This is a genomic window from Lysobacterales bacterium (genome assembly GCA_016721845.1).
Classification (GTDB): Bacteria; Pseudomonadota; Gammaproteobacteria; order Xanthomonadales; family Ahniellaceae; genus JADKHK01.
Genome location: JADKHK010000013.1, coordinates 411839 through 424208, shown reverse-complemented (window position 1 = coordinate 424208; position 12370 = coordinate 411839). Strand labels below are relative to the sequence as shown.

Genomic DNA, 12370 nt, shown 5'->3' with positions numbered 1-12370 from the left:
CGAGTTGTTGCGGATGCGCGACATCGTCGCAAAAAAACCACAGCGGGTCAACGGGGGCGGCACAAGGCGGACTGCCGTGGCGCAGGCAAGGGCCAGTATGCTGGCCTCCACCTCAAAGGCTGGCGCCATGGGCGAATTGACGGAATGGTTGAATCAGGCCCGGCGCGGCGATGCCGAGGCCGCCGAACGCGCCTTTGCGGAGGTCTATTCGGAACTGAAGCGGATGGCCAGCCGGTCGCTCGGCCAGCAAGGCCCGGCCACCCTGTCGGCCACCGCCCTCGTGCACGAAGCGTTCCTCAAACTGATGCCGGACGTCGCCCGCCCCTTGAGCGATCGCCAGCATTTCTTCCGGCTTGCGGCCAAGGCGATGCGCCAGATCATCATCGACGAGGCACGGCGGCGGTCCTCCGAAAAGCGCGGCGGTGACGTGATCCGGACCGATCTTTCCGGCGCGATGGGGCTTCCGGTCGACACCCGCGTCGGCGACTTGCTTGCCATTGATCAGGCCTTGAATCGCCTTGAAGCCCGCGATGGCCAGCTCGCGCACATCGTCGAGGCGCATTTCTTTGCCGGACTCAGCTTCGAGGAAATCGCCTCCGACCTCGGCATCAGCGATCGCAGCGTACGTCGCGACTGGGATACCGCGCGCGCATTCCTGTTGCGCGACCTGCAGGGTGTCGCCGCACGATGACCGAAGCCGCCGACTGGGCGCGCGTCAAAGCCTTGTTCCAGCAAGCGCTGGACCAGCCCTTGGCCGAACGCGAACACTATGTCTTGCGGGAATCGGGGCAGGACGAAGCCTTGCGCGATGAAGTGCAATCCATGCTCGCCGCCCATGCCGCACAGGCCACGGTGCTGCAAGGCGAAGCGCGCGACCTGCTGGATGGCCTTGCCGCCGACCACGCACTTCCTTCATCCATCGGACCCTTTCGACCGACCGCGCTGATTGGCCGAGGCGGCATGGGCGTCGTCTATCGCGCCGAACGCGATGTCGATGGCGGCGTTCAGATCGTGGCGTTGAAGCTGATCGCCGCCGGCTTCACCGAACCGGCCCTGATTCGCCGCTTCGAACGCGAACGCTCGATTCTGGCGCGGCTGCAGCACCCGAACATCGCGCATTTCATCGACGGCGGCATGAGCGCCGACGGATCACCGTGGCTGGCGATGCAATACATCGACGGCGAGGACTTGTTGCGCTGGTGCGACGCCCGCCGACTCACGCTGCGCGAACGCGTCACCCTGTTCCTTCAGGTCATCGATGCCGCCGGCTTCGCACACCGCAATCTGGTCGTGCATCGCGACATCAAGCCATCGAATATCCTGGTCGATACGACGGGGCAGGTGCGGCTGCTCGACTTCGGCATCGCCAAACTGCTCGACGAAGTCGCTGACCAAGGCGTGACGGGCACGGCAGCAGCGCCGATGACGCCGGAGTATGCCGCGCCCGAACAAATCCTCGGCGAAGGCGTCAGCACCGCCACCGATGTGCATGCACTCGGTGTCGTGCTGTTCGAACTGCTGTGCGGACGGCTGCCCTATGTCATCGGCAACGGCCGCCATGCAGCGGCAGTCATCTGCGAACAGGAGCCGCAACGACTGCGGCAGGCGCTGTCGCGACGCAGCGACGAGTCGTCGCGACGCCGTGCCGAACCCGTCGATATCGCACGTCAGCGCTCGGTGTCGACACAGGAATTGCGTCGCACCCTCGACCGCGACCTCGAACAGATCGTCGCGACGGCCATCGCGCGTGCCCCAAAGGAGCGCTACGGCAGCGCCGAGGCCTTCGCTGAAGACTTGCGCGCCTGGCTCGACGACCGACCGCTGCGCTCGCGCCCGGCCGACTGGCGCGAACGCGCCCGCAAATTCGTGCGACGTCATCGCGTCGGGGTCGCCGTGTCGGCCGCCTTGATCGCCGTCGCTGCGGCCGGCATCGTCGCCACGTCGTGGCAGGCCGAACAGGCAACGATGCAGGCGCTCCGAGCCGATGCCGCGCGGCGCGTGTTGAGCGAACTGTTCCAGGCCGCGGATCCGCAGGCCATGGATGGTCGAGCCTTGACCGCCCGCGAACTCGTCGATCAGGGCGCCGCACGCCTGCGCAATGACCGCAGCATCGACACCGACCTGCGCGCGTCCTTGCTCACCGACCTCGGCAACGTCTATCACAGCCTTGGCGAGCTGAAGCAGGCGCGGTCCTTGTTCGACGAAATCAGGACGATGACCGACCTGGGCACCGGCACGCGACAGCAGGCGCTGATGGCGCATGCGCGCGTGCTGCTCACCGACAGCGACTACGCCGCGGCCGAGCACATCGCCGACGCACTGGACGCGATGCAACGCAGCCTGCCCGCGACCGATGTGGCGCGCATCGAAACGACCATTCTGCGCGCGGAAATCGACCTGCAGCAACGACGTGCCGGACAAGTGATCTCGACCCTTGAGCGACTGCTGGACGATTGGCCGGCAGGCTCCGATCAGGCGCAACTGCGTGCCGACGTGCTGTGCTTGCTCGCCGAGGCGCAGGCGGACGAACAGCATTACGACCTGGCGCTGCCGCTGCTGCGACGCGCGCTGATCGACTATCAAGCCACGCACGCCAGCGCCACCACGCTGAACAGCACCCGTCACGAGATTGCGCGCTCGCTCGGCGCCATGAACCAGTTCGATGAAGCGCTGCCCGCATTTCAGGCCGTGCTCGCCGAACATACGCGCATCCTCGGCGCCGATCACCCGCTCAGCCTGAGCACCAAGGGCGAGATCGCCGATCTGCTCAAACGCATGCACCGCTTCGAGGAAGCGTCGGCACTGTTCAAGGACGTCATCGACAGCAAGCGACGCACGCTCGGCGCCAATCACGATGATCTTGCCGTGGCGTTGTTCAACTACGGCAGCCTGCTCTACGTGCGCGACGAGTTCGCTTCAGCACTGCCCTATTTCGAAGAGGCCGCGAAGATCTGGGCAGCGAACTTCGGCGACGACGGCGATCGCACGCTGACGGCACGCGACGCAATGGCTTCGGTGCGCGCCGAGATTGGCGACACGAGTCGCGCCACGTCGGAAATGGCCATGATCGTCGCGTTGCGCGAAACCCAGGGGAAGAACATCGGACTGGTCGGCACACTGAATTCGTACGGCATTGTCCTGGATCGTGCCGACCGTCTCGCCGAAAGCTGCGCGCAGTTCCGACGTTCGATCGATATCTCAGCGACACTCTTTCCGGATCAACCGGAACAGGCACGCTGGACACGCGCCCTGCTCGGCCGCTGCCTGCGCCGCAGCGGTTCGTTCACGGACGCGGCATCCGAACTGCGCTGGGCACGCGACAGTTTCCTCGCGCAACCGATCGAACCCGGACCGCGCGTCGCCCTAATCGACATGGAACTGGCACGCACGCTGCGAGCGGCGGGCGGTGAAAGCAACGAGATCACGTCGCTGTACGAAGAAGCGCTGCGCTTGCGTCGATCCAAGCTCAATCCCGAACATCCGAAAATTGCGGAGACGGAGCGGGAACTCGCGGCCTTCGGGCGCGGTGAGTCGCTGCCCGAAGGGCTCTGAACGCAATCGCGATCAGAGCCGCGAAATGATCGCGTCGGCGAACGAGGACGTGGTGCCGTCGCCACCCAGATCGCGCGTCACGCGATCCTTGGCGGCCATGGTCTGACGGATTGCGAGACGCAGCTTCGCGGCCTTGTCGACCATCGCGAAGTGGTCGAGCATCTGTGCCGCACCCAGCAACAAAGCGACCGGATTGGCGATGCCCTGGCCGGCGATGTCCGGTGCCGAGCCGTGCACCGCCTCGAAGATCGCGGCGTCGGTGCCGATGTTGGCACCCGGCGCCAGTCCGAGCCCACCGACCAGACCCGCGCACAGGTCCGAGATGATGTCGCCAAACAGATTCGTCGTGACGATGACGTCGAACTGGTGCGGATTCATGACCAACTGCATGCAGCAGTTGTCGACGATCATCTCGGTCATCTGGATATCCGGATATTCGGCCGCGACTTCACGCGCCACGCGCAGGAACAGGCCCGAGGTCGACTTCAGGATGTTCGCCTTGTGCACGATGGTGACCTTCTTGCGGCCGACCTTGCGTGCCAGATCGAAGGCATAACGCGCGATGCGTTCGGAACCGCGGCGCGTGATCTTCTGCGTCAGCGTCGCCACCTGGCCGTCCGCAGACAGCGCCTGGCCTTCGCCGATGTAGGCGCCCTCGGTGTTTTCACGCACGGTGATCAGGTCGATGTTCTCGTAGCGCGACTTGGTGCCCGGGAAGCTGATCGCCGGGCGCACGTTGGCGTACAGGTCGAAACGCTTGCGCAGCTCGACGTTGATCGAACTGAAGCCTTCGCCGACCGGCGTGGTCAGCGGACTCTTCAAGGCGACGCGATGCTTGGCGATCGCCTCGAGCGTGTGCTCCGGCAGCAGCGTGCCGTGCTTTTCCAGCGCTTCGAGGCCGGCTTCGACGAATTCGTACTTGAAACCGCATTGCAGCGCATCGAGCACGCGCAGGGTCGCGTCCATGATCTCGGGGCCGATGCCGTCGCCGCGGATCACCGCAATCGTGTGTGTCATGGGAACTCTTCCGGGGAACGGCCAAGCGGGCCGCGTAGCCCGCCATTATCCCGGCGGATGCGGTCAAACGCCAGAATGCGCCGAGTCCGCCTGCGTTTCCAGCTGATCGAGGAAATCCACGGCGCGGCGCAGGTGCGGGATGACGATGGAGCCACCGACGACCAAACCGACGCTGAACGCCTCGAAGAACTCGTCGCGGTTGACGCCGACTTCCTTGCACTGTGCGACGTGGTAACTGATGCAGTCGTCGCAGCGCAGCACCATCGACGCCACCAGACCGAGCAGTTCCTTGGTCTTCACGTCGAGCGCGCCGGGCTTGTAGGTCTGGGTGTCGAGCGCGAAGAAGCGGCGCACGACTTGGTTGTCCTCGGCGAGGATGCGCTCGTTCATGCGCTTGCGGAAGTCGGTGAACGCCTGAACGCGGTCGTTGCCGCCGTCGCTTACGGGGTGGTCGTGAGCCATGAATCCAGTTCTCCGTTGCGATGCAGTTGCATCAGTTCGTCATAGCCGCCGACATGGCGGTCGTTGATGAAGATCTGTGGCACGCTGCGGCGCCCGCCGCTGCGCGACAGCATGGTGTCGAAAGCGCTGCGGTCGCGATCGACCCGCACTTCCTCGTAGCCCAGTCCGCGCCCCACCAGAAAATTCTTGGCCGCGACGCAGTATGGGCAGATGGCAGTGGAATACATCAGGATCTTGCTCATATGCAGCTCATAGGTTTGGGCAGCCCGGCGTAACGACAAGCCTGTTTGGCCGGACCTTCGGGAAACAATCGATACAAGTATCGGCTGCTGGCCTTGTCGGGACCGAACTGCCGGCCGACCTCCTTCACCAGCAGGCGCATCGGCGGTGCGATGCGGAAGGCCTGGTAGTGACCGCGCAGCAGGTTCAGGATGTCCCAATGCTCGTTGGTCAGCGTGATGCCGTCCTGCGCGGCAAGGTGCGCGGCCAGCGCCACGGTCCAGTCCGCGCCATGACGCAGGTAGCCGCGTTCGTCCAGTTCGATGCGATGGCCATCGAAGTCGATCTCGGTCATGCCCAGCACACCTGCCGCTGCATGCGTGCCGCGAGTGCGACGAATCCGGCCTCGTCGATCGGATTGAAGCCGCGTATGCGCTGTGGGTCGAGCCCGCGCAGCAGCACGTCGACCATCAACACGCAGGGCTCGACGCCAGCCGGCAACACGAGATCGTCGAGGAACGCCGCGTGCACGCCGTCCTGCAGCAGCAGCAGGGCGTCGCCCGTGGCCAGCACCGACAAGGCCAGCGTCAGCGCCTCGCCGTCGCGTGGTGCGCGGACAAGGCAGTGCAGGGTCTCAGAACGTGAGGACATGGTCTGCCTCCGCCAGCCAGGCCGCGAAACCGCCGCGGTCGATCTGTTCGATTTCGGCGCCACGCGGCACCAGATCACGGGCCCGCAGGCACTCGCGACTGGCCAGCAAACGGCTGGCGCCGTGATGCGCGAGCGCAGCCACCATGCGATGTCGTTGCGCACGTTCGTCGCCCTCGTCGGCCCCGGCGAGCAATTCGACACCGGCACCGATGAAGCCGACCTGCACATCGTGTTCGAAGGCCAGCACGGCCAATGCCGCATCGATGCCGGCACCGGCGTCGACCCCGCGCCATGGGCCACGCGAGAAGATCACGGCGACGCGTTTCATGCGCGGAAACTCACGACGCGATCGACGTCGTCCAGCACGCCGCACCATTGCCCCAGGCTGCCCGCCTGCACGGCGCCCCCCGACACGACACCGAGACGTTCCAGCCAGGTCGAACAGGCCAGCAGCGGCACCTGGTGCCGCCGCGCCAGGGCGACCAGCGCCCGCAGGTCGTGGTCGGCTTCGGCACTCGCGCGCGCGCTCCGCACGCCATCGCCGTGGAAAAACATCTGACGCAACTCATGGCCGGCGGCCACGGCCGCAATCGCGAATCCGAGCGCACTGGCCACGGCCGCGCCCGATTCCGGCGAATCCTGGATGAATAGCGAAAAGCGCATGTGCACGGCCTTAACGGAACTCGGGTTAGGCTAACGGGGTCCGTGGCACCATGAGTCTGACCGTGCGAACCCGTTTGCTGACCGCGATTATAGCCTTCGTACTGAGCGCGCCGTTCGCGTTTGCCCAGAATGTCGAACTGCCCGATATGGGCTCATCGGCGGGCACCGTGCTCAGCCCCGAGGAAGAAGCACGCTATGGCGCGCGCATGCTGTATGAAATGCGCCGCGTCGACCTGGTGCTGGAAGATGCATTGATCGACGACTACGTGTACGCCCTCGGCTATCGCCTGGTCGCGCTCAGCGAACGTCCGGAGCAGGAATTCACCTTCTTCGTCGTGCGATCGGATGAGATCAACGCGTTCGCTGCACCCGGCGGCTTCATCGGCCTGAATGTCGGCCTGATGCACACCGCCGAGAGCGAAAGCGAAGTGGCTGCGGTGCTCGCGCACGAGGTCGCGCATGTGACGCAACATCATCTGGTGCGTGCCTACGAGTCGATGCAGAAGGCGACCCTGCCGATTGCGCTGGCAATGCTTGGCGCGATCATCGCTTCGCGCAATTCCACAGGCAATGGTGCCGAAGCCGCGGTGATCAGCGGCATGGGCCTGATGCAGCAGCAGGCGATCAACTTCACCCGCCACAACGAGTATGAAGCCGACCGCATCGGCATCTTCACCTTGGCCAAGGCCGGCTTCGATCCGGAAGCGATGGCCGGGTTCTTCGCGCGCATGGGCCGCGCCACCCGCTCCAACAACAGCGTCGAAGTGCCCGAATTCCTGCGCAGCCACCCGGTCACCGCGTCGCGCATCACCGAGGCGAAGAACCGCGTCGAGGCGATTCGGAGAAATCCGCCCGCGGTCACCGAATCGGCGGCGAACGAAGCGCGCTTCCGGCTCATGCGCGAGCGGGCGCACGTGCTCACATCGAAAGAGCCGGCGAAACTTGTCGACACCTACCGCGGCGAATTGCGTCATGCCGACGAGGCGCACGAGCCGTCGCTGCGCTACGGTCTGGCACTGGCACTGCTGCGTTCGGGTCAGTCGAAGTCCGCACTGGCCGAATTCGATCGGCTGCTGGTCAAGGCCCCGGGCGATCTCGCCCTCCTGCTGCCGCGTGCCGAAGCGCAGCGCGCCGCCGGCGACGCTGCCGCGGCGTTGAAGCAGTTGCAGTCGCTGGCCGAGGTTTCGCCCGACCACCGCGCCGTGCAACTGGCGTATGCCGATGCACTCAACGCCAATGGCGACAAGGCCAGTGGGCAGCGTGCGATGGCCGTGCTGCGCCCGATCCTGGCGAAGTACGGCACCGATCCGACCACCCAGGGCACGTTCGCACGAGCCTGCGAACTGGCTGGCGAAGACACCCGTGCGCTCGAAGCCCACGCCGAAGTCGCGCTGTACACCGGTCGTCCCTACGACGCGATGGAACAACTCAAGCGTCTGCTCGAACGCCCCGGCGTCGACTATTACCAACGCGCCCGCGTCGAGGCCCGAATCGAGGAACTCAAGCCCTACATGGCCGAACTCGAACGCCAGCGCATCCGCCGCGAGGATCAGGACACCTGATCGCGCGCCACGTGTCTCGCTGTGGCCATCGAAGTCACGCGAGCGTCATATTTCTGTCGTGTAATGCCGCGGGTTCGAGGAACGAGCGGAAGACATGTTGAAGCACATCCTGATCGTCGAAGACGAGGCCGCGATCCGCGAAATGATCGCACTGGCCATCTCCCGTGCCGGCATGAAGCCGGTGCATGCAGGCGATGTGCGCGCCGCCCAGGAGGCGATCGCGACCAAGGTACCGGACCTGATCCTGCTCGACTGGATGCTGCCGGGCGTGAGTGGCATCGACTATGCGCGCCGCCTGCGCCGCGACGATCTCACCCGCAACGTACCCGTCATCATGCTGACCGCGCGCGGCGAGGAAAACGACAAGGTCAGCGGGCTCGACGCCGGTGTCGACGATTACGTCGTGAAGCCGTTCTCGGCGCGCGAACTGGTGGCACGCATCAAGGCCGTGTTGCGCCGCGTGCAGGGCGACGGCGAGGACGGCCATGTCGAACTCGGCGGCCTGCGCATCGACGGACCGGCGCACCGCGTCTTCGCCGACGACAAGCCGGTCGCGATCGGGCCGACCGAATATCGTCTGCTCTATTTCTTCATGACCCACGCCGACCGCGTCTATTCGCGCGGGCAACTGCTCGACCATGTCTGGGGCGGCAATGTCTATGTCGAGGAACGCACGGTCGACGTGCATATCCGTCGCCTGCGCAAGACCCTGGAACCCTTCGGCAAGGAAAACCTGGTCCAGACCGTGCGCGGCGCCGGCTATCGCTTCTCCGCCATCGCCTGAGCCGTTAGCTTAGGCGCATGCCCAAGCCCACCCTCAACGTGCTGCAGTCGCGCGCCTGGCAGGTCTCGATCGGTCGCCTGCTGCTGCTGGTCGGCGTCGCGCTCGCGATCGGCGTCGTCAGCGGTCGTGTATCGATCGCGCTGATCGTGGTGTTCGCCGGCTACTCGGTGTGGTCGCTGTACAGCCTGCTGCGCGTGCAGCGCTGGCTGCTCGCGCGGACACGGTTGCCGCCGCCGTCCGACATGGGCGTGTGGAGCGATGTCGCCGAATTCATCTACCGCCGGCACCAGGCCAGCCGGCATCGACAGCGTCGATTGGTGCGATTGTTGCGCGCCTATCGTGAAGCTGCGGCGGTATTGCCGGATGGCGTCGTCGTGCTGAGCGCGATGCGCCAGATCGTCTGGTTCAATGCGTCCGCGGCCCGACTGCTCGGCCTGGATGGGCATCGCCATCGTGGCCTGATCATCGACCGACTGATCCGCAATCCGCAGATCCTGGCCTGGCTGGCGCAGGCGCGCGCGAATGATCCGCTGATCGACGTGCCCTCGCCCGCCACACCCGAAATCCGCATGAGCATGCGCCTGATTCCGTATGCCCAGGGTCAGTGGCTGCTGGTCGTGCGCGACGTCTCGATGTTGCTGAAGCTGGAACAGGTACGTCGCGATTTCGTCGCCAATGTCTCGCACGAACTGCGCACGCCGCTGACGGTGCTGCACGGCTACCTCGATCTGATCGATGCGGAACATGATCCGGAGCTTGATGGCATGGTCCGCGAAATGCGCAAGCAGTCGGCGCGCATGGCGCAGATCGTCGAAGACCTGCTGACGCTGTCGCGCCTCGATGCCCAGGCCGACACCCACGACGAGCCGATCGCAATGGTGGCGATGCTCACCGGGCTGCGTCGTGATGCCGAAGCCCTGTCGCAGCAGCAGCACGAGATTCTGGTCGAGGCGACATCGACGCGCGATCTGCGCGGTTCGGCCAAGGACTTGCACAGCGCCTTCGCCAATCTGGTCGCCAATGCGGTGCGCTACACCCCGCCCGGCGGGCGGATCACGCTGCGCTGGTTCGATGAAGACGGCGGCGCCTGCTTCGCGGTGCAGGACAGCGGCTGCGGCATTCCCGCCGAGCACTTGCCGCGCATCACCGAACGTTTCTATCGTGTCTCGACCAGTCGTTCGCGCGACAAGGGCGGTACCGGGCTCGGGTTGTCGATCGTCAAACACGTGCTCGGCCTGCATCAGGCGCAGCTGGAGATCCGCAGCGAAGTCGGTGCCGGCAGCACGTTTTCAGCGCATTTCCCGCGCGAGCGCGTGATCGACGCGATCCTGCACGAATCCGCCTGACCCGGCATGGCGCGCTCGCTATGCTAATGAAATCACGTTTCGAGTGGCCGCCATGAGCAAGTCCCGCGATCTGCGCGATCCAACCCTGTACATCAATCGCGAACTGTCGCAGATGGAGTTCAACTTCCGCGTGCTCGCCCAGGCGCAGGATCCGTCCATGCCGCTGCTCGAGCGGGTGCGCTTCCTGTGCATCTGCTCCTCGAACATCGACGAATTCTTCGAGATCCGCGTCGCTGCGCTGAAGCTCGGCGGCGCCACCGTCGGACCCGATGGCCTGAGCATGCTCGAAACCCTGCACCGGGTGCGTTCGCGCGCGCTGGAACTGCTGGAAGAGCAATACCGGCTGTGGAATCGCACCCTGCGACCGGCGCTGGCCGAACAAGGCATCCGCGTGCTGCTGCGCGACGAATGGAATGCCAAGCAGAGGCGCTGGCTGCAGGGCTATTTCCAGAACGAGATCCTGCCGGTGCTGTCGCCGCTCGGGCTGGATCCCGCCCATCCGTTCCCGCGCATCCTCAACAAGAGCCTGAACCTGGTGGTCTTGCTGAAGGGCAAGGACGCGTTCGGGCGCGAGGGCAACATGGCGCTGGTGCGCGCACCGCGTTCGCTGCCACGCGTGATCCGTCTGCCAGCCGAACTCTCCGACGGCACCCAGGACTTCGTCCTGCTCTCGGGCGTGCTGCAGGAATTCGTCGAGGAGTTGTTCCCGGGCATGCAGGTCAAGGGCTCGTACCAGTTCCGCGTGACCCGCAACAGCGAACTGTCGCTGGACGAAGACGAGGCCGAGAATCTGGCGCACGCGATGAAGGAGGAACTGCAGGAACGCGGTTTCGCCCGGGCCGTACGCCTGGAAGTGGCCGACGCCTTGCCGCGTCCGACACTCAAGATCCTGATGGCCAATTTCGCCGTCGGCGAGGACGACATCTATCGTTGCCAGGGCCCGGTGAACCTCAATCGGGTGATGGCGATCTACGACATGATCGATCGTCCTGACCTCAAGTTCCCGAAGTTCACGCCGCGCATCGACGCCCGCATCAACAACGTGCCGACGATCTTCGATGCGATCCGCGGTGGCGACATCCTGTTGCATCACCCCTTCGATTCGTTCGCGACCGTGCTCGAGTTCGTGCGCCAGGCCGCGACCGATCCCGGGGTGCTCGCGATCAAGCAGACCTTGTATCGCGCCGGCAAGGATTCACCGCTGGTCACCTACCTGATCGAAGCGGCGCGCGCCGGCAAGGACGTGACCGTGGTGATCGAACTGCGCGCACGCTTCGACGAGGAAGCCAATCTCAGTCTCGCCGACCGGCTGCAGGAGGCCGGCGTGCAGGTCGTGTATGGCGTGGTCGGCTTCAAGACCCACGCCAAGATGATGCTGGTGGTGCGCCGCGAGTCGAATGGCTTGCGCCGCTACGTGCATCTGTCGACCGGCAACTATCACGCCAGCACGGCGCGCGCCTACACCGACCTCGGGTTGTTGACCTGCGATGCCGAAATCGGCGAAGACGTGCACAAGCTGTTCCAGCAGCTCTCGGGCCTCGGACCGGTGATCAAGCTCAAGCGCATCCTGCAGTCGCCGTTCACCCTGCACAAGTCGCTGATGGCCAAGATCGAACGCGAAATCGACCACGCGAAGCAGGGAAAGCCGGCCGCGATCCGCGCCAAGATCAATCACCTCAACGAATCCGGCGTGATCCGGCTGCTCTACGAAGCGTCGCAATCCGGCGTCAAGGTCGACCTTGTCGTGCGTGGCACCTGTGCCCTGCGTCCGGGCGTGCCCGGCGTGTCGGACAACATCCGCGTGCGCTCCCTGGTCGGACGTTTCCTCGAACACAGTCGCGTCTACTGGTTCCAGAACGGCGACCAGCCGGAGATCTACTGTTCCAGTGCCGACTGGCTGGAGCGCAACCTGCTGCGTCGTGTCGAAACCTGCTTCCCGATCCTCGACGCCGAAATCGCGAAGCGCGTCTACGACGAGGAAATCGAGAACTACCTCGCCGACAACCAGCAGGCCTGGTCGCTGAATGCCGAGGGCCGCTATGCCCGCATCGAGGTCGGTGACGCGATGCCGCATTCGGCACAACAGTCGTTGCTGGCACGGCTGTGCGGGTGAC

At 65.1% G+C, this 12370-nt stretch carries 13 protein-coding genes; 6 read left to right on the top strand and 7 right to left on the bottom strand.

Annotated elements, in window-relative coordinates; translation table 11 throughout:
- Window positions 1–127: 127 nt before the first annotated feature.
- Both IPP28_09280 and IPP28_09275 read left to right on the top strand, forming a co-directional pair.
- The gene (locus IPP28_09280) at window positions 128–691 is read left to right on the top strand and encodes a sigma-70 family RNA polymerase sigma factor (protein MBL0041210.1); all 564 of its coding nucleotides are present in this window, start codon (window positions 128–130) and stop codon (window positions 689–691) included.
- A complete protein-coding gene (locus IPP28_09275; GenBank protein MBL0041209.1) occupies window positions 688–3552 on the top strand; it encodes a serine/threonine protein kinase in 2865 nt (954 codons plus the stop codon). Before IPP28_09280 ends, IPP28_09275 begins: the two co-directional genes overlap by 4 nt.
- A gap of 12 nt (window positions 3553–3564) precedes the next feature.
- On the opposite strand, the gene IPP28_09270 is transcribed toward IPP28_09275, so the two are convergent.
- The 7 genes from IPP28_09270 to IPP28_09240 all read right to left on the bottom strand — a co-directional run bounded on the left by IPP28_09270 (window position 3565) and on the right by IPP28_09240 (window position 6564).
- A complete protein-coding gene (locus IPP28_09270) occupies window positions 3565–4569 on the bottom strand; it encodes an isocitrate dehydrogenase (protein MBL0041208.1) in 1005 nt (334 codons plus the stop codon).
- A 63-nt stretch (window positions 4570–4632) separates the two neighbouring features.
- Complete coding sequence (locus IPP28_09265) at window positions 4633–5031, bottom strand: carboxymuconolactone decarboxylase family protein (GenBank protein MBL0041207.1); 399 nt, start codon at window positions 5029–5031, stop codon at window positions 4633–4635.
- Window positions 5010–5273: a glutaredoxin 3 gene (gene grxC, locus IPP28_09260; protein ID MBL0041206.1), complete on the bottom strand. Its 264-nt coding sequence runs from the start codon at window positions 5271–5273 to the stop codon at window positions 5010–5012. Before grxC ends, IPP28_09265 begins: the two co-directional genes overlap by 22 nt.
- The gene (locus tag IPP28_09255) at window positions 5270–5605 is read right to left on the bottom strand and encodes a TusE/DsrC/DsvC family sulfur relay protein (GenBank protein MBL0041205.1); all 336 of its coding nucleotides are present in this window, start codon (window positions 5603–5605) and stop codon (window positions 5270–5272) included. The genes grxC and IPP28_09255 overlap by 4 nt, the downstream gene beginning before the upstream one ends.
- Complete coding sequence (locus IPP28_09250) at window positions 5602–5901, bottom strand: sulfurtransferase TusB (GenBank protein ID MBL0041204.1); 300 nt, start codon at window positions 5899–5901, stop codon at window positions 5602–5604. The genes IPP28_09255 and IPP28_09250 overlap by 4 nt, the downstream gene beginning before the upstream one ends.
- Window positions 5885–6229 (bottom strand): DsrE family protein, encoded by a 345-nt coding sequence (locus tag IPP28_09245; GenBank protein ID MBL0041203.1) that lies wholly within the window; start codon window positions 6227–6229, stop codon window positions 5885–5887. Before IPP28_09245 ends, IPP28_09250 begins: the two co-directional genes overlap by 17 nt.
- The gene (locus IPP28_09240; protein MBL0041202.1) at window positions 6226–6564 is read right to left on the bottom strand and encodes a DsrE family protein; all 339 of its coding nucleotides are present in this window, start codon (window positions 6562–6564) and stop codon (window positions 6226–6228) included. Before IPP28_09240 ends, IPP28_09245 begins: the two co-directional genes overlap by 4 nt.
- Before the next feature lie 50 nt (window positions 6565–6614).
- Here IPP28_09240 and IPP28_09235 point away from each other — a divergent pair, with 50 nt between their 5' ends.
- The 4 genes from IPP28_09235 to ppk1 all read left to right on the top strand — a co-directional run bounded on the left by IPP28_09235 (window position 6615) and on the right by ppk1 (window position 12369).
- Window positions 6615–8126, top strand: coding sequence for a M48 family metallopeptidase (locus IPP28_09235; GenBank protein ID MBL0041201.1), 1512 nt, complete (start codon window positions 6615–6617; stop codon window positions 8124–8126).
- Window positions 8127–8220: 94 nt separating this feature from the next.
- Complete coding sequence (gene phoB / locus IPP28_09230) at window positions 8221–8910, top strand: phosphate regulon transcriptional regulator PhoB (protein ID MBL0041200.1); 690 nt, start codon at window positions 8221–8223, stop codon at window positions 8908–8910.
- A 17-nt stretch (window positions 8911–8927) separates the two neighbouring features.
- Window positions 8928–10256 carry a phosphate regulon sensor histidine kinase PhoR gene (phoR, locus tag IPP28_09225; GenBank protein ID MBL0041199.1) on the top strand — a complete coding sequence of 443 codons (1329 nt, stop codon included), beginning with the start codon at window positions 8928–8930 and terminating at the stop codon, window positions 10254–10256.
- Between the two features lie 52 nt (window positions 10257–10308).
- Complete coding sequence (gene ppk1, locus IPP28_09220) at window positions 10309–12369, top strand: polyphosphate kinase 1 (protein ID MBL0041198.1); 2061 nt, start codon at window positions 10309–10311, stop codon at window positions 12367–12369.
- The last annotated feature ends 1 nt before the right edge of the window (window position 12370 follow it).